General features: G+C 43.5%; 19 protein-coding genes and 1 tRNA gene. 10 read left to right on the top strand and 10 right to left on the bottom strand.

The genetic code is table 11. The annotated features are described in order from the left end of the window. Nucleotides 1-157 precede the first annotated feature (157 nt). A complete protein-coding gene (locus tag NWP22_RS10630) occupies nt 158-859 on the bottom strand; it encodes a polysaccharide deacetylase family protein (RefSeq protein WP_271735000.1) in 702 nt (233 codons plus the stop codon). Between the two features lie 70 nt (nt 860-929). On the opposite strand from NWP22_RS10630, the gene NWP22_RS10625 reads away from it, so the two are divergent. Then, the gene (locus tag NWP22_RS10625) at nt 930-2,039 is read left to right on the top strand and encodes an acyltransferase family protein (protein WP_271734999.1); all 1,110 of its coding nucleotides are present in this window, start codon (nt 930-932) and stop codon (nt 2,037-2,039) included. Between the two features lie 135 nt (nt 2,040-2,174). On the opposite strand, the gene NWP22_RS10620 is transcribed toward NWP22_RS10625, so the two are convergent. Together NWP22_RS10620 and NWP22_RS10615 are read right to left on the bottom strand one after the other, a co-directional pair. Further along, complete coding sequence (locus NWP22_RS10620) at nt 2,175-3,566, bottom strand: malic enzyme-like NAD(P)-binding protein (RefSeq protein ID WP_271734998.1); 1,392 nt, start codon at nt 3,564-3,566, stop codon at nt 2,175-2,177. Between the two features lie 148 nt (nt 3,567-3,714). Then, nucleotides 3,715-4,089: a c-type cytochrome gene (locus tag NWP22_RS10615; RefSeq protein ID WP_271734997.1), complete on the bottom strand. Its 375-nt coding sequence runs from the start codon at nt 4,087-4,089 to the stop codon at nt 3,715-3,717. A 208-nt stretch (nt 4,090-4,297) separates the two neighbouring features. On the opposite strand from NWP22_RS10615, the gene petG reads away from it, so the two are divergent. Beyond that, entirely contained in the window at nt 4,298-4,411 is a 114-nt protein-coding gene (gene petG / locus NWP22_RS10610) for a cytochrome b6-f complex subunit V (protein ID WP_200320785.1), read from the top strand. Between the two features lie 93 nt (nt 4,412-4,504). Here the strand turns inward: petG and rsmD are convergent, their stop codons facing one another. Together rsmD and hisH are read right to left on the bottom strand one after the other, a co-directional pair. Beyond that, complete coding sequence (rsmD, locus tag NWP22_RS10605; protein WP_271734994.1) at nt 4,505-5,065, bottom strand: 16S rRNA (guanine(966)-N(2))-methyltransferase RsmD; 561 nt, start codon at nt 5,063-5,065, stop codon at nt 4,505-4,507. A gap of 101 nt (nt 5,066-5,166) precedes the next feature. After that, the gene (gene hisH / locus NWP22_RS10600; protein ID WP_271734992.1) at nt 5,167-5,802 is read right to left on the bottom strand and encodes an imidazole glycerol phosphate synthase subunit HisH; all 636 of its coding nucleotides are present in this window, start codon (nt 5,800-5,802) and stop codon (nt 5,167-5,169) included. Between the two features lie 58 nt (nt 5,803-5,860). Between hisH and NWP22_RS10595 the strand changes: the two genes are divergently transcribed. The 4 genes from NWP22_RS10595 to NWP22_RS10580 all read left to right on the top strand — a co-directional run bounded on the left by NWP22_RS10595 (nt 5,861) and on the right by NWP22_RS10580 (nt 9,732). After that, complete coding sequence (locus NWP22_RS10595; protein ID WP_271734991.1) at nt 5,861-6,382, top strand: C15 family peptidase; 522 nt, start codon at nt 5,861-5,863, stop codon at nt 6,380-6,382. Nucleotides 6,383-6,413: 31 nt separating this feature from the next. Beyond that, a complete protein-coding gene (locus tag NWP22_RS10590; protein ID WP_271734990.1) occupies nt 6,414-7,769 on the top strand; it encodes a DUF3370 domain-containing protein in 1,356 nt (451 codons plus the stop codon). Between the two features lie 137 nt (nt 7,770-7,906). After that, complete coding sequence (locus tag NWP22_RS10585; RefSeq protein WP_271734988.1) at nt 7,907-8,785, top strand: bile acid:sodium symporter family protein; 879 nt, start codon at nt 7,907-7,909, stop codon at nt 8,783-8,785. After that, complete coding sequence (locus tag NWP22_RS10580; RefSeq protein WP_271734987.1) at nt 8,785-9,732, top strand: 50S ribosomal protein L11 methyltransferase; 948 nt, start codon at nt 8,785-8,787, stop codon at nt 9,730-9,732. Before NWP22_RS10585 ends, NWP22_RS10580 begins: the two co-directional genes overlap by 1 nt. A 94-nt stretch (nt 9,733-9,826) precedes the next feature. Here NWP22_RS10580 and NWP22_RS10575 read toward each other — a convergent pair whose 3' ends face one another. The 3 genes from NWP22_RS10575 to NWP22_RS10565 form a co-directional block, all read right to left on the bottom strand. Further along, a complete protein-coding gene (locus tag NWP22_RS10575; RefSeq protein WP_271734986.1) occupies nt 9,827-10,822 on the bottom strand; it encodes a DnaJ C-terminal domain-containing protein in 996 nt (331 codons plus the stop codon). Between the two features lie 175 nt (nt 10,823-10,997). Next, nucleotides 10,998-11,456: an AAA family ATPase gene (locus NWP22_RS10570; protein ID WP_271734985.1), complete on the bottom strand. Its 459-nt coding sequence runs from the start codon at nt 11,454-11,456 to the stop codon at nt 10,998-11,000. Between the two features lie 80 nt (nt 11,457-11,536). Continuing rightward, entirely contained in the window at nt 11,537-12,826 is a 1,290-nt protein-coding gene (locus NWP22_RS10565; protein ID WP_271734984.1) for a glucose-1-phosphate adenylyltransferase, read from the bottom strand. A gap of 509 nt (nt 12,827-13,335) precedes the next feature. Here NWP22_RS10565 and NWP22_RS10560 point away from each other — a divergent pair. From NWP22_RS10560 to NWP22_RS10545, 4 genes are all read left to right on the top strand, one after another. Further along, nucleotides 13,336-14,781, top strand: a complete 1,446-nt coding sequence (locus NWP22_RS10560; RefSeq protein WP_271734983.1) for a glycoside hydrolase family 13 protein — start codon at nt 13,336-13,338, stop codon at nt 14,779-14,781. 103 nt (nt 14,782-14,884) lie between these two features. Further along, the gene (locus NWP22_RS10555) at nt 14,885-15,136 is read left to right on the top strand and encodes a DNA-directed RNA polymerase subunit omega (protein WP_271734981.1); all 252 of its coding nucleotides are present in this window, start codon (nt 14,885-14,887) and stop codon (nt 15,134-15,136) included. Nucleotides 15,137-15,213: 77 nt separating this feature from the next. Then, nucleotides 15,214-15,579 carry a DUF1818 family protein gene (locus tag NWP22_RS10550; protein ID WP_271734980.1) on the top strand — a complete coding sequence of 122 codons (366 nt, stop codon included), beginning with the start codon at nt 15,214-15,216 and terminating at the stop codon, nt 15,577-15,579. A 51-nt stretch (nt 15,580-15,630) separates the two neighbouring features. Beyond that, nucleotides 15,631-15,704: transfer RNA gene (locus NWP22_RS10545), tRNA-Pro, on the top strand. Nucleotides 15,705-15,771: 67 nt separating this feature from the next. On the opposite strand, the gene csaB is transcribed toward NWP22_RS10545, so the two are convergent. Together csaB and NWP22_RS10535 are read right to left on the bottom strand one after the other, a co-directional pair. Further along, nucleotides 15,772-16,803 carry a polysaccharide pyruvyl transferase CsaB gene (csaB, locus tag NWP22_RS10540; protein WP_271735032.1) on the bottom strand — a complete coding sequence of 344 codons (1,032 nt, stop codon included), beginning with the start codon at nt 16,801-16,803 and terminating at the stop codon, nt 15,772-15,774. A gap of 59 nt (nt 16,804-16,862) precedes the next feature. Next, nucleotides 16,863-17,511 (bottom strand): putative Ig domain-containing protein (locus tag NWP22_RS10535; protein WP_280801855.1); only part of this gene is annotated, 649 nt, incomplete at its 5' end.

Genomic DNA, 17,511 nt, shown 5'->3' with positions numbered 1-17,511 from the left:
CGTGGTCTTTTCTGGTCAAAACTAGCGAGTAAGCTAGGCTTAGACTTTAGCCGACTGGGTAGACGGTGTTTGACCATCGTAGCGAGAGTAAGACTGTGGGGTTAGACCTAAAGTTACTCTGTCAGCAGAATCTCAGTGTCTTTAGACCATCAGAGTGTCAAACTGAATTCTTGGCTGTGAAGTCATGGTTGTTTTTTTGCTCCCAAAGAGTATCAATAGTCACAAATTCATAGCCTTGATGTATTAATTGCGGAATTAGTGCTTGGATAGTGACAGCAACATCTTGTCCACCACAAGCACCATCATGCAAAACAATTAGTGAACCGTTCCGCACTTGTTTAAGAACTCGTTGGACTACAGTAGCTCCTCCCGGCCTTACCCAGTCTTCTGGTACAACACTCCACATAACTGGGCGGTAATTCCATTTAAAGAATAATTGTAAAGTTTGGGGTGTAAACAAACCGTTGGGGGGTCGAACATCACACACTTGTTCGGGTGTCAATTCACAAGCATTGTAGATCGCAGCTTGAGTTCTTTTTAAACTTTCTTGCAGTTGATTTGGGGAGAGGGTGGGAAAAGAACGATGATCATAACCATGTAATCCGATCCAGTGTCCGCGATCGCATATGGCTTTGACAATAGCTGGGGAACGATTAACACAAGCACCCAAGCAAAAAAAGCTGGACTTGACATTGTAGCGGTCTAATACTGCCAATACCTGGGGTGTGTATTCCGGGTGAGGTCCATCATCAAAAGTCAGAGCGATCGCTTTATAATCACGATTACCACTCCAAAGACAGTTAGGAAAACTGGGTTGGAGAATGCGATAAAACAACGGGAATAGCGGAGCTAACTGCATCTTAACTTACTTGTAGCTTCTGCTAATCTAGCGTGTAAAAAATCAAATATTCATATATAAAATCTACCCTATGCGCCTGTTCTCACTGGATGTGTTTCGCGGTATTACCATTGCTGCGATGATTTTAGTCAACATGGCAGGAGTAGCGGGTAAAGTATATCCTCCCCTAGCTCATGCTGATTGGCACGGATGCACACCGACAGACCTAGTATTTCCCTTTTTCTTGTTTATTGTCGGTGTAGCAATGTCATTTTCCTTGTCAAAGTACACCGCAGGGGTTTACCGGCGCATCTGGCGTCGTACTGCCATACTATTTCTCCTAGGCTTACTACTAAACGGCTTTTGGAATCAGGGGATTTGGACTTTTGATTTAAGTAATATCCGCATCATGGGAGTATTACAGCGCATTAGTTTAACATACCTGCTCGCTGCCCTTGCTGTCCTCAAACTACCAGCCAAAGGACAGTGGATACTAGCATTTGTGTTACTCATCGGCTATTGGCTAATCATGATGTATGTCCCAGTTCCCGATTATGGGAGGGGTATACTGACTCGCACCGGTAACTTTGGCGCTTATATTGACCGCTTAATTATTCCCCCAGATCACCTATATGCAGGTGACGGGTATGATAACTTGGGAGATCCAGAGGGACTATTTAGCACCATTCCCGCAGCCGTTAGTCTTCTGGGCGGCTACTTTGCCGGTAGATGGATACGCAATCAACCAATAAAAACACGTACAAGCGTAGGATTGGGATTATTTGGGCTTGGTTGCTTAATTATTGGTGGGGTGTGGGGGTTGACCTTTCCCATTAATAAAAAACTATGGACAAGTTCCTATGTGATGTTTAGCACTGGATGGGCTTTACTATTCCTAGCAGGTTGTTATGAATTGATAGAAGTAAGGCTAATTCGACGCTGGAGTAAACCCTTTGAAATAATGGGCTTAAATGCGATCGCCCTGTTCACAGCATCGATTTTACTAATTAAAATCTTAGTGAGAACCAAAATCGGCACAGATGAAACCACCATCAGCACCTACAACTGGATTTACCAAAACATTTTCGCATCTTGGGCGGGTGCGCTCAACGGTTCATTGCTATTCGCCCTAGCCACACTCTTATTTTGGTTAGCAGTGAGTTATCTCATGTATCGCCAACAGTGGTTTATTAAAGTCTAAGCCTCCCATAGTGGGGGTGGCGTAGCCATAGCAATAGCTCAATTGGATGAGAAGCATACACTGAATTTCTCAAAGAAATTCAGTTACGGGAGTATGTCAGATTACCTATCTACCTGCAATGTGCTGTAAGTCCTGTTAACTGTGAGCAATTCCTTCTTGACGGGCTGCTTGTTGGACAGCAGCAGCAACAGCAGGAGCAACGCGTTTATCAAAGACTGAGGGGATAATATGTTCCCGATGCAAGTCTGAGGGTTTAACTAAAGATGCGATCGCACTAGCTGCTTCTAAATACATACTGGTAGTAATAGACCGGGCGCGACAATCTAAAGCACCACGAAATACCCCCGGAAAAGCCAAAACATTATTAATTTGATTCGGGTAGTCACTCCGACCGGTGGCCATCACAGCGACCAATTTACTTACTAGTTCTGGCTGAATTTCGGGAATGGGATTAGCCATAGCAAAAACAATGGGGTCTTTAGCCATTGCTTGCACCATTTCCACTGTCAATACACCCGGGGCGCTCACACCGATAAACACGTCTGCGCCCTGCACTGCACCTGCTAAAGTTCCCTGAGCCTTAACGGCAAATTCCTGCTTCTCTGGGGTCAAATCAGTGCGGTTAGTCGAGAGAATTCCTTTAGAGTCGCACATCCAAATTTTTTCGGCTCCAGCTTTGCGAAGTAACCGAGCGATGGCTACCCCAGCAGCTCCCGCACCATTAATCACAATGCGGATTTGTGCAATGGACTTGTTTACCAGTTTTAAAGCGTTAAACAAGGCTGCTAAGGTGACAATGGCTGTACCGTGTTGGTCATCATGAAACACCGGGATATCTAATTCTGCTCGTAATCTCTGTTCAATTTCAAAGCAACGAGGAGCAGCAATGTCCTCTAAATTAACACCACCAAAAACCGGCGCGAGGTTTTTCACCGTCCGCACAATTTCATCTGTATCTTGGGTATCAAGACAGATAGGAAAAGCATCAAGACCAGCGAATTCTTTAAACAGCATCGCTTTACCTTCCATCACTGGTAAAGCCGCAGATGGTCCGAGATTTCCCAAACCCAAAACTGCACTACCATCAGTCACAATAGCTACAGTATTTTGTTTGATAGTTAAATTGTAAACTTCTTCGGGAGCTTCGGCGATCGCAGTACAAATGCGACCTACTCCTGGGGTGTAGGCCATAGCTAAATCCGAAACACTCGTCAGGGGAATGCGACTGGTAATGCTAATTTTGCCCCCACGGTGCAGGTTAAATGTGCGATCGTAAACACTTAGCACCTGAATATCTGGTAATCCTTTCACGGCTTGCACAATAGTCTCAGCGTGTTCGGTACTAGCCGCATCTACAGTAATATCACGTATAGACTCATGGCGTGTTTGTTGGATTAAATCAATTTGTCCCAGATTACCACCGCTGATGGCGATGGCCTGGGTAATTGATGCTAACATTCCCACACGATTGGGAATTTGCAACCGGAGGGTAACACTAAAACTAGAATTAGGAGTTAGCTTTGTCATTGTGATTTTGGATTTTAAGTTTGATATTTTATATCGAATTGTCCGGAAATCGTAGCTAATTTTACCTCATTTAACCAATAATCCCACAGCTTCAAGCAGTGGGAGCACGAAGACAGCCGCCAAGTCTAGGATTATCCGCGCAATCTGACTATAGACTCTCCAAATAATTCAATAGGTCTGCCATTTCGTGAGCGCTAGGTTGAAATTTTGGCATTGGAGGTGTTTCGCCACTAATTACTTGGTGAATTAGCTGGGATGGTGATTTGCGCTTTGAAACCCCTTGTAAACTAGGTCCTACTAGTCCGTCCGCTTCTATTCCATGACAACCAGCACAGTTGATCTGAAAGATAGCATTTCCTTGAACTGGGTTTCCTTTGAGGGAAAGGACATTCTTCACATAAGGATCGGAAGCTCGAACCATTTGCACACCAAAAATGCCCAAAGGAGCTGCTAGTAGTATCGCCAGAGCTAACAAGGCGATCCACTGTATTTGAGTTTCGGGTTTGGTAATCTGGTTATCCAAAAAGTTTGCCGTAGAAGTCGAGGTTACTAAAAGTTTTGCATTTCCTACACATAGCTTAAAATTTCTTGATGGTGTCTGCAAGCACTAAATATAATTTTTTCCTGATGATTTATGGACTAAAAACATTGTCGAGGGCGGGATTCATCCTCAATTTGATAGAATGAACAGCAGCATCCTATATCTAACATTTGCTAACAGGAGATTTAAAGTGGTTGAACCCCTGCTCTCAGGTATTGTCCTTGGTCTGATTTTTGTCACCCTTTCCGGGCTATTTTACGCTGCCTATAGGCAATACAAGCGCCCCACCGAGTTGGGCGGTTAATATTTCTCAGTAGAGATGCGAGTAATCGCATCTCTATTTTTGTATTAATTTACTTATATTTTATAGTGGAACATATTTAAATAGCATATAATTTTAAAGGATTGCATTAAATTTAACATTTGTATAAAAAGTTAGCGCTGTATTACCGTAAACCTTTTGGCGGCAAATTTTCCAATTGCTAATGATTGGAGGCTTCCAACCTTGGGGATTGTGTTCTACAGCTATTTCACCATTCACAGCTAATAAATTGTCATCAGCGATCGCTGCTAAAACAGGCTCATATAATCCACTAGCATAAGGCGGATCAAAGTAAATCTTCTCAAATTGTTTCCCTGATAACTTTTTTAACTGGTGAATGACATCACCTCGCAAAACTTGCCATTTTTGTTCACTACGGCTCACCTGCTGCCAGTTTTGCTGAATGATGGCACAGGCTCGGCTAGATTTTTCGATTCCTACTACTAAACTGGCTCCTCTACACAAAGCTTCAGCACCCATGGAACCACTACCAGTACACACATCTAGCCAGCGACAATCTACAATTTCCCCTTGCCAAATGTTGAATACTGCCTCCCTGACCCGCGCACTCGTGGGTCTGGTAGCTTGCCCTGGTAAAGTTTTAATTTGGCGATTCCCGTAAATTCTCAGTGTCATTGTTCATAAGTCATAAGTCATAAGTCATAAGTCAACAGTCAAGGGAAAAATCATGACAAAGGACAAACAACAAACGACAAAATCTCAAAGTTACAGTTGGATTATGCAGCAATTTTTTCGCGGACTTGTGCAACAAAATTAGACAGGATTTGCAACCCGATATTAGAAGATTTTTCCGGGTGGAATTGCACTGCTGTCAGGTTTTCATGGGCGATGGCGGCTGTGATGGTCTGAGAACCGTGAGTCACAGTGGCTGCACGGACTTGGGGGTCACTGGGGTCAACATAGTAAGAATGAACGAAATATACCCAGGGACTGGCTGGTAAATGCTCCCACAAAAGGCTGTTTGGTTGGGTGAACTCTAGTTGGTTCCATCCCATATGAGGAATAGTAATCCCTGGTTCGGGTTGAAATCGGCGCACCTTTCCGGGGATAATTCCTAGCCCTGGTTGGGTTCCTTCCGCACTGGATTCAAATAAAATTTGCAATCCCAAACAGATACCTAAGAAGGGTTTACCAGACGAGATCGTATCTTTAATGGGTTGTTCTAAGCCGAGCGATCGCAGGTGTTGTACTGCGGGGTCAAATGCTCCCACCCCCGGTAATACAACTGCATCCGCCAGTTCCAAATCTTTAGCAGCATGAGTAATCTGAGGAGTTGCTCCTACTTTTTCTAAACCTTTGCAGACTGAGTGCAAATTTCCCATATCGTAATCTACGACTGCAATGACTGGCATTGACCTGCTCCTTGTAAGTTTATTATGGAGGGTGTTTCTATTCTAAATAATATTTCTTATGCGGAAAAGAATACTATTAACTTCTTTTGAGATTTGGTTGAGTGAGCAACAGTCAAATTCTTCTGATGATTTATTAATGGAAGTGATCAAAGTTCACGCCCTTCCTCATGATTTAAAATTTTTACGGCGTTTACCTGTGGATGCAGATCTGGCCAGTTCCCAAGTCAGGCAAAAAATTTCTCAACTCCAACCCAATTACATTATTTGTTGTGGTATGGCTGCTAGCCGGACAAAACTAAGTCTGGAAGCGGTTGCTAGCTGTGGGGAAAGTCTTTTGCAGACAACTGTTAATTTAGAGAAAATAGTAGCAGGTACAACAGTAGTTGAGATTAGCCACGACTGCGGTAAATTTGTTTGTGAGAGTCTTTACTATTCAGTTTTACATTACTTGTACCAAAATCAACTGGCAACACCATGTATTTTTGTCCATGTTCCAGCGTTAAATCCAGATAATTTGCCGGTCATATTGGCTGATTTCTTATTAATTATTCACAATTTGGCACTTTTATCAAGTCGTTAGCGTCTCTAAGGTCAATATTTCTCTGGTTTTTATGTTTGATTTTTTACTCAGTTCTATAATTGCCCAATCAACACCTAGTACCGCACCCGCGCCAGAAGCAATACAGCTTCAAGAAGTGCGTCCTTTACCAGGAAAACTGGATACTGTGCCTGTATTTAACAGCAATAGTCCAGAATTGGTATTAAACGAAGGAATTTTACTTTCTACTTTTCCCGCAGATGACAATAAAACGCCAGCAGCACATTTAAATTATCCGTTTCAAGGGCGATTTGATGTTTTTGCCCACCATGTTGCTAAGGCTGAACCACCAGAGGATTTACGATCGCTCTATCTGGGGATCATGTTGCATAACCCCGGAACTGAACCAGTAACAGTCAATATTTTGCAAGCAGCAAGTTATTTGAGTCAACCGGATGCACCATTTATTCAGTTACCATCTGTCAGTCAGAATATATTGGGTGATATTTTTGCCGGACCTGGCGATCGCGCTGTATCTGATATCTTAAGAGGAAGGCGGCAAGAAATTTTCCCACCCCAAATTGTCATTCCCCCAGGGGAAAATCAGATGTTATTAAATCTCCCTATTCCCGTCAAGGAACTGACACCACCTTTAAATGGCCGCTCTACCTTAATGCGGTTACACAGTACTGGCCAAGTTTATGCCGCTAGTATGGCTTTATTTGCGCGTCAAAATGAGGATGGTACTGAGGGTGAGCCTACTTTACAGGATTGGGAAAATTTACTCAAAAATGGAGAATTATCAACCCCACGCGATCGAGTCCCCACACCCCTAGAAGCAACTAAACAACCCCAAATTTATGGGCGTGTCGCCGGAGTGGCTCAAGGTTCTCAGTGGAAATCTTTAGTTTTAGATCATGCAGAAGCTAGATATTTGACAATTCCCAAAAGTGGGCAAGCATTTTCCTATCCTATAAGTAGTTTGCACGGCGGTACTTTAGGAACTACTCAAATTCAAGCAGCCCCCATGTTGGTGCGTTATCCTGATACCGCCTATCGCGCTCATGGCAACTATGGTATTCAATATAGTTTACATTTTCCCCTGCATAATAATACTGAAACTCATCAAACAGTTACTGTATCTCTACAAACGCCAATCAAAGAAGAGAATTTGCTAAAACAGGGCTTACGCTTCTTCACAACCACAGCACCCCAAGTATTCTTCCGGGGGTCAGTACGTTTACGTTATACAGATGACCGAGGTCACGCCAAAACTCAGTTTACCCATTTAGTCCAAAGGCGGGGTCAACCTGGAGAACCCTTGATATTATTGAATATGCCACCAGGCGATCGCAGATTGGTAGAAGTAGACTTGATCTATCCCCCAGATGCTACACCGCCCCAGGTATTAACGATATCAACTCAATAGACATCTCTTGACACTCCCACGGATAGAAGCACGTGGGATTCTTGCTTCACCCAGCCAACTGATCGAGAAAAGTTTCCTCATCTAAGCACCTGTGGGCAATGTATAATCTGGACGTAGTTTGCTCCTTACCAATACAGATGCAAGAAAATTTTCTCACTGCTGTTTTTCTGCCCCTAGCTTTATTTATTATTATGTTGGGCATGGGATTATCTTTGACCATAGAGGACTTCCGGCGAGTTGTTATCTATCCTAAATCAGTGCTAATTGGCTTAGTTGCACAGTTAATTATTTTACCAATTGTCGGTTTTGGCATCGCGTCACTGTTTCCCCTGGAGCCAGCATTAGCCGTAGGTATAATGATTTTAGTAGCTTGCCCCGGTGGACCTACTTCTAACATGATTACACTCTTGGCCGGGGGAGATGTTGCTTTGTCCGTTACTCTCACAGCCATGAGTAGTTTAATTACGGTTTTTACTATTCCTCTGGTAGTGAATTTTTCAATGCAAGCATTTTTGGGAACGGGGACAACGCTACAGTTACCTTTTATCAATACTGTTTTGCAAATTGCAGTCATTACCCTTTTACCTATATCAATGGGAATGTTAATCAATCGCTATGCACCCGGAATAGCTACAAAAGCAGATAAACGGGTAAAGTGGCTGTCTTTATTTTTCCTGGCCCTGGTGATTACTGGGGTGCTGTTGCGGGAAAGAAATAATTTTATTTCCTATGTGATTGACGTGGGTTGGGTGACTCTGGTTTTAAATGTGCTAACAATGGCTTTGGGTTTTACCATCGCTACTTTAACCCAATTAGGTGAAAAAAGCGCTATAGCAATTACAGTGGAAGTAGGGATTCAAAGCGGAACTCTAGCGATCGCGATCGCCTCTTCCCCCACATTACTGAATAACCCCAGAATGGCTATTCCCGCGGCTATTTATAGTCTGCTGATGTTTGTCACTGGTATTGGGTTTGCGTCCTGGGTCAGTCGAAAACAAAAAATCATCTCAAAATAATGTCTTGGATAGAATTAAAAGTGAATACAACCCATGAGGGCGTAGATTGGTTTTGTACTCTCATAAGTGAAAGTATTGATATTAATAATATTTACATTAGTGAATATACCGAAGCAACTGCGGCTAATTCCCATTGGAGATTGACAATTCGCTTATATTTACCCTACGATTTCAGCGGGCGAGTAGGTTTAGAAAATATTGAGAATCTGCTTTACCCTTTGTATCGCACTGGAATGACCACAGCCATTGAGACTACTTTGGTTGAAAAAAAAATCACAGATGGGCCACAAGCACCTCTACATCAAATAGGCGATAAATTTATCATAGTTACTTCCAACACACCCCCTCAGTCTGAGATACCAGAGAAAATTCCCCTGAAAATACAGAAAACCCTCGCCTTCGGTAGCGGTTTGCATCCCACAACCATTCTCAGTCTCCGACTGCTAGAACGATACACAACCCCTCAAATGCAGGTGCTAGACTTTGGGTCAGGTTCAGGGATTTTGAGCGTAGCTATGGCGAAACTGGGAGCTAATGTCTTAGCTTTAGACAATGACAGCATAGCTGTACAAGCAACTCAGGAAACAGTAATTCTCAATGAAGTAGAGCAACAAGTCAAGGTAGTGTCCGGTAGTCTAGGGTGTGGCTGTCAACTAGGCCATTGGATGGGTGGAAACACTGTACATGATGGGTCACCAATTGCAGTAAAACAGACATTTGACCTAATAGTTGCCAATATTTTCGCACGGGTACATATTGCCCTTGCAGATGATTTTAGGCGATCGCTACGTCAGACTGAAACCCCAGCTGGGCTACTAATTACATCGGGGTTCACCACAGATCATGAAGAAAACGTTACCAAAGCCTTAAATACAGCCGGCTTTGAAGTGATAGACTGTGAACGATTAAACGAATGGGTCGCCCTTACCCACCAATATAATGCCTAATTCGTCCACTAGTTGCTCCAGTCTTGTTTCGGTAATTCAGACGGGTCTATCTATCTTGGAGAAGTTCCGCCCGAACGCCCCTACCTATCAAAGCTCAAAACTTAAACTGCTGTAGATGACTCCGGGGATTATAGGTACGTATAGCCCGAATTTTCTCATAGTATTCTCGTTCTTGTGAACTGAGATCCTTGGGAGGAACAATCGCCACTTTTACCAACTGATCACCACGTCCCCCCTTAGCTAAAGGCCAACCTTTCCCCCGCAACCGCAGGGATTGACCAGAACGGACTCCCGCAGGTAACTTGACATTTACAGAACCATCGGGAGTGGGGACATCTATTGAGGCTCCCAAGGTGGCTTCATCAGGGGTGATGGGAACTTCACACAGGAGATTATCACCTTCAAATTGGAAGAAAGAATGTGGTTGAAGTTCAACCTTTAAATATAAATCGCCCCGTTGTTGAGTCATGGGGTTCAATTGACCTTTACCCCGCACCCGTAGGCGAGTCCCAGTTTTAGCACCCGATGGGATGCGAACTTCAATAGTTTCGTTACCTAAACTAAAGCGTTTCTGCACACCAGTGAAGGCCTCGGCAAAAGTTAAAGTAATTGCAGCTTCTGAATCTTGACCTCCACCCCTACCAACATCTTGAAAACCAAAATCATTAAAGCCACCATAACCGCTGGGTCTGCCCGTGGAAGTACGATAAGAGTAGCCAGGCCTTCCACCACGGGGGCTAGGTCCACCAAAACGCCCTAATAAGTCGTTGACAAATTCATCAAAACTCCCGTACTGACTGAAGTCAACACCACCCATATCCACACCAGCACCGCCGCTAGGGAAACCTTCCCCCACTTGTTTCCAGTATTGACCAAATTGGTCGTACTTCTTGCGCTTATCAACATCTGACAAAACTTCGTAGGCTTCATTGACTTCTTTAAACTTGGCCTCTGCTTGCTTGTTACCTGGGTTGACATCAGGGTGATATTTACGAGCTAATTTCCGAAAAGCTTGTTTAATTTCTTCTGGACTGGCGGTTTTACTGATTCCCAAAATTGCGTAATAGTCTTTGAAATCGGTTGCAGCCATCTACCAGCCTCCTATAAAGTATTTTTTTTATGTTTTTTTCGTAAAGTGTGAAATTGGTTTTTTGCTGGGGAAAATCCCCAAGATAAAAAACTCTGATTTTAAATTAACAGACATTAAGGCAATTCAAGTGTGGTTCCCGCTCACTCCAGCGGCGCAATTTCCGTACTCTCTGCTTTTAGACAAAATAAATCAGCCGGTCTATTCCTTCTTCTAGACTAGGGGGCGCATCCCGGATTTGACGATACATTCTGAAAATGATTTCTTCGGGAACTTGACGCTGACGCTTTTGATTGCGTGCTAAACACAGCCAAACAGGGGTTCTCACCCATAATCCTGTAATGTGGGTAAAACCGACCCCCCGGGCTAAAGCGATGATTTCACCGCGCTGGCGTCTTCGAGCGTTGGTAGCATCGAAGATAGTTGTCTGATTGGCGGTTACTGCTTGTTGGAATTGCCGTTCTATTTCTCCCCAAATCAGCGGCCACGGACCCTGAGTTGCTTCCGAACCAAAAAGTTGCCCCCGAATCGCATCCGTTGAAATCAGCTGCATCTGGGGGCTTTGTGCCATTAATTGTTGCGCTAAAGTTGACTTTCCACTACCAGGAAGACCAATTAGTACAAATATTTGTGTCACTTTTTCTGCATCCGTTGTCAGTGGTCAATTAGTATTGAGTAATTATTTATGACCCATGACTAATGACCAATGACCAATCACTAAATTATTGTTCCGTCGGGAATTACAGCATTTTTCATCACTACAATAATGCCACTGCGGATGTAAAAGCCTTGATTTTCCCGTTCTGCTTCTTGCACGTTATCTTTATTGATGATTTTTACATCATGACCGATACGGGCATTCTTATCAACGATAGCACGGCGAATAATCGTGTCTGTGCCAATACCTACGGGAATGTTTCCTTTATCTAAGTTACATTGACGTTCTACAAAAGGTTGATAAAAGTCTGCCCCCATGAGGAGAGATTCTTCGATTACACAGCCAGATTCAATGCGCGATCGCACTCCTAAAACTGAATGCTGAATCCGACAATCTTTGAGAATACAACCCTCGCCAATAATCGACTCTGTGACTGTGCAATTTAACAGTTTACTTGGGGGTAAATAACGAGCGCGAGTGTAAATTGGTGCTTCTTCATCGTAGAAGCTAAACGGTGGTAAAGGTTGTTTAGTTAATGCTAAATTGGCATGATAAAAAGCATCAATTGTACCAATATCTTCCCAGTAATCATCAAATAAGTACGCTTGAACATTGTAATCTTTACTGGCATCAGGAATAATTTCTTTGCCGAAATCAGTCCTTTCCAAAGATTCTTTCAACAACTTGATCAGAACATCTTTTTTAAAGACATAAATCCCCATGGAGGCGATGTAGGGTTGTAATTGGGCTTGGTCTGGTGATAATCCCAGCACTGTAGTATCGACCTGCATCTTATCTAATGCTTCGCCCTTGGGCTTTTCGCTAAAGTCAATCACCCTACCGGACTGGTCGATTTTCATTAAACCAAAGTCCGAAGCCCGGCTTTTATCTATGGGGATAACTGAAAGGGTAATATCAGCATTGGTTTCTTTATGGCGCTGGATAAACTGGCGGTAATCCATGCGGTATAGATGGTCTCCGGAGAGAATCAAATAATCTTCCGCATCCCATTCTTCCAATTGCCATAGGTACTGACGCACAGCATCAGCGGTACCTTGGAACCAGTTGGGGTTTTCTGGGGTTTGCTGTGCCGCTAGTACTTCCACAAACCCCTCGTTGAAGCCAGTAAAATTATAGGTACGGGCTATATGGCGATTCAAGGAGGTTGAGTTAAATTGTGTCAGCACATAGATTTTGTAGATTTCTGAGTTTATACAATTACTGACAGGAATATCTATTAAACGATACTTTCCTGCCACGGGTACTGCTGGTTTGGCACGTAGTTTCGTTAGGGGATAAAGACGAGTCCCCGCACCACCACCGAGAATGATTGCTAATACTTTTTTCACAGAGTTTCTCCCGACTGCCTTTTTAATATCACCTTAAGTTTAGGACTGTGTGAGACTGCTGGTAAGGGGGGATCACAGATTCATAATTAGTTAAGTTGACACAATTCTCTTGGTAATGAATGAATTACTTAGTATATATGTATGCAATATTACTATTATTACTTAATCCTGGTAATATTGCTGTGATTGATTGCATACTCAAAAACTCTTAAAAACAAGGTTTTATTTTCTCTCAGCGTAGATAAATATTGATAAATTATGACACATTCAATTGACACTCAATTCAGTGTTATAAGTTATTCAAATTCTTTATGCTGAGGCGATACAAGTATCTTACATTACAGAATAAAGCCAGTAACTATAGTTGCTCCCACAACAGTTTCATGGTATTTGGTCAAAGTTTTAAAAGGGCTGGCAATTTTTGATCCAACCTACAATCAAACTATCAAATTTTTGCCTGGTCATTACCTATCATTGGAGAGAAAGCGTCAAGTATAAAAAAATAATTCATGGAAATTCAAACACCAGACTGGGTTAAGCACGCTGTTTTTTACCAAATCTTTCCAGACCGCTTCGCCAGAAGCAAACAGTCTCACAAAGGACTGTTGCATAATCCCCGTTGGGAAGCTTGGGAAGCTATCCCCACACTCCAGGGTTACAAAGGTGGTGACCTATGGGGGATTATTGAGCAGTTAGACTATATCCAGGATTTAGGAATTAACGCTATTTATTTTACTCCCATTTTTCAATCAGCCAGTAATCACCGCTATCATACCCACGATTATTATCAGGTTGATCCATTGTTGGGGGGTAATCAAGCATTTAAGGAACTACTAGAGGCGGCTCATCAACGGAATATTAAAGTTGTGCTGGATGGGGTGTTTAACCATGCTAGTCGGGGGTTTTTCTTTTTCCACGATATTTTAGAAAATGGTCCTCATTCCCCTTGGGTGGATTGGTTCAAAATTACAGATTGGCCCCTGGCGGCTTATACAGGAGATTTACCGGCAAATTACGAGAGTTGGGCTGGTAATCGGGCTTTGCCCCAGTTTAATCATGATAATCCTGAAGTACGGGAATACATCATGGAAATTGGCGAATACTGGCTGAGATTCGGGATTGATGGTTGGCGTTTAGATGTACCATTTGAAATCAAAACACCAGGGTTTTGGCAAGAATTCCGCCATCGCATCAAAGCCATTAATCCCCAAGCTTATATTGTCGGGGAAGTTTGGGGAGATTCCCGTCAATGGCTCGATGGTACCCAATTTGATGGCGTGATGAATTACCTATTCGCCGCCCCGACCATTGCCTTTACCGCGGGCGATCGCGTAGTTTTAGAACAGGTACAAAGCCGCGACTATCAACCCTACCCACCCTTATTTGCTGCTGAATACGGGAGCAAAATCCAGGAATTACTCCAACTTTACCCTTGGGAAATTCAACTCACCCAACTTAATTTATTAGGTAGTCATGATACAGCCAGATTAATTACCATTGCAGGCGGCGACCAAGCTACTCTGGAATTAGCAACTTTACTATTACTCACCTTTCCTGGTGCGCCTAGTATCTATTATGGTGACGAAGTGGGTTTACCCGGAGGTATTGACCCTGACTCAAGACGTGGTTTTCCCTTAGAAGCTGATTGGAATCAACAAATCCTCAACATTCACCGCCAATTAATTACTTTACGCCACAAACACCCAGCCTTACGCACGGGGGACTACCAAGTTATCTTCGCCCAGGGAGAACTGTACATTTTTGCCCGGACTTTAGACACAGACAAACTCATGATTGCTGTTAACGCAGGGACTGCAAAGACAACGGCAAAATTAGATATTACCAGGTTACCGACTCAACCCAACCAGGTTGTATATGGTGCGGCGGCATTTGAGTGGTGTGGTGAGCAGTTTTCCTTAACTGTTCCTGGACGCACTGGCTGCATTCTGGGTTAAGTTCCCGCAACCATTGAGGTTACTGGTAATTCAACTCTTAAAATCCCAACCAGTGAACTGTTAGTACTGCTAAACTGGGTAATGACCTCATGAACCACTGACTATGCTAAAGCGTTCCAAGTTCGAGACTACCCAGTCTCAAATCATGTACCGTGCTGAAGATTTGATTAGTGCGGCTTCCAATCGCTACCGCATTACAGTTCAGGTGGCAAACCGTGCCAAGCGTCGGCGTTATGAAGATTTTGACAGCCCATCGGATGATATCATGATGAAGCCAGTACTGAGGGCAATTATTGAAATGTCCGATGAACTGACCCAGGAAGATATCATTGGCGATGAGAAATCAGGATATTAATCTTATCTTGACATTCCCCGGTCTGATAGCTGACATGGCGTGGCCATAGACCCGGGGATTTTCAAAACACTTAATCTATGGAACATCTGATTAAAAGCGGTGCTGGTTGGCGAATTGGCTGGAAGCCCAACGCAGCCACATTCAAAGGATTAGTAGGTACAGATGATTGGGCAATAGAATTAACCGAAGCCGAGTTAAATGATTTTTACCGACTATTGGCACAGCTAGCGGACACAATGAAACAACTGGCGGCGGAATTAATGGATGAAGAGAAAATTGCCTGTGAAGCCGAAAGTGATTTATTATGGATGGAGGTAGAAGGCTATCCCCATAGCTATAGTTTACGCCTCATCCTGAATACAGGACGGGGTGTAGAAGGTAAATGGGATAGTGTCGCCGTGCCGGAGTTATTGCAAGCAGCTGGGATGCTAAAAGTTTTTTAAATTCACCCCTTGATTATTCCAGAGATTTGCAGTAGAATGATAATTCTGAATCGGGGCGTAGCGCAGCTTGGTAGCGCGCCACTTTGGGGTAGTGGAGGTCGTGGGTTCGAATCCCGCCGCTCCGATAAACACAAGACCTAACCTGCTAGTTTTTGATTAAAGATTGGCAGGTTTTTTAATAGGTAGCTGGGCTCATACATTAGTCAAGATGTGGCGGTGGATGAGGGCGCGATCTACTAAAGACTGAATTTGCTCAGATGATAGGCGAATGCCATTGTGATAATGTTGTAGCCAAGTTGTAGTAATGACCTTGGGGTCATCTGGTAAAGTGGCTAAATCCCACCCTGGGATGTCTAATTCTTCCATGAGACGATTGACTTTTGGGTCATAACTCAGAGCAAAACAACGACAACCTTCAGCCGCAGCCATGATTAAGCTGTGTAGACGCATCCCAATAGCCATGTCCACACCTTGATAAACACCTTTTAATAATTGCGGATCTTCTAAAAGCAGAATTTGGCTCACATCTGGTAATTGGGGTTGAATGGCTCTTGCAATTGGTAAATCTTCACTCTTGTGAAATGGCAACAGTAAAATAAAGGCTTGGGTAGCTTTTTGAAACTCGACTAAAGCGCGAGTCAAGTTAGCCAAACGTTTTTCTGTGAGTTGGGGGTGGTTTCTTAAAGTTACAGCCACTCTCGGCCCTGGTAAATCCTCAAGCCCTGGTACTGGCTTACTTTGCAAAGCCCACACCGGGTCAGGGGCGACTAAACAGGGAATTTGCCAATCTCCTAATAACGCACCACTAGCGCGATCGCGCACAGTAACTGTGTTACAATGTCCGAAGGAGTATTCTGCTAACCAGCGAGTTTGTGGACGTAGTAACGGTCCTATACCTTGCGCCCAAGCAACAGTTTTTAAACCCATTTTCTGAGCCAATACCATTAAGCCCCCATAATAAAATGGACTCATGGTACTGGTGACATCTTGAATTAAACTCCCCCCGCCCCAAATGAAAATATCACTGGAACGGAGGGCTTGCAATACAGGCGCAACAGCCATGCGATTGTGAGATTCTACGTGATAACGATGGCGGGTTTCCTCTGGATTGCCAGAAAGCACCACGGGTGTAACATGAGGTGGTAACATTTGCACAAGGGTAGCCAATAAAGCCTCGTCACCACCATTACCTTTACCATAATACCCAGACAACAACGCCCGCATCTTTGCCATTGGAAATTGATAACTTTCACCTCTTCTTAAGTTAGCATTAGCAGCGGCTCTTACCCCAGTAGCAAGTCCGAGATGAAAGCGTTGATTTCGGCTCCCGTGTTTCTCTGTCCTGTGAGTTCACTGGTAAATAGATTAAAGGTAGTTTGCAGAATCGCATTGACGTTAGGATTATTCCTGAGTAACAATCCTTGACGAATCAAGAAAATATCCCCTCCTGTAACTTGACCATTACTATCAACGTCAAAATCTAAGTTGTTGACCCCATCGGCGATCGCACTCCTCAAAGCTGCACCTGTGGTGTTTGTGGCTCCCACGGTTTCAGTGCTAAAGAGATTAAAGGAAGTTTGGAGAATCGCATCGACGTTAGGATTATTCCGTAACAGCAGATATTGGTCAATGAACAATAAATCAGCACCGGTCACCCTACCGTTACCATCAATATCTGTGGGATTGAGCAGGTCTACTACTGTGAGGGTAAAGCTGTCAGAGACACTTTCACCTGATGTATCTGTAGCAGTGAGGGTAATATCAACAGTACCGACATCTTGATTACCCGGTGTACCACTAAAAGTGCGAGTGTCTGGATTGAAGTTTAACCAACTTGGTGTGGTAGCTGTGTAAGTGAGGTGATCTCCAGTATCTATGTCGTTGAAGGTGTTTTGTGGGAAGGTGAAGTTAAAGCTTTCATCTTCTAGGGTG

The organism is Anabaenopsis tanganyikae CS-531, from assembly GCF_029891675.1.
In the GTDB taxonomy this organism is placed as follows: domain Bacteria; phylum Cyanobacteriota; class Cyanobacteriia; order Cyanobacteriales; family Nostocaceae; genus Anabaenopsis; species Anabaenopsis arnoldii.
The sequence above is the reverse complement of the archived record's forward strand: the minus strand, read 5'-3'. Positions and strand labels throughout refer to the sequence as shown.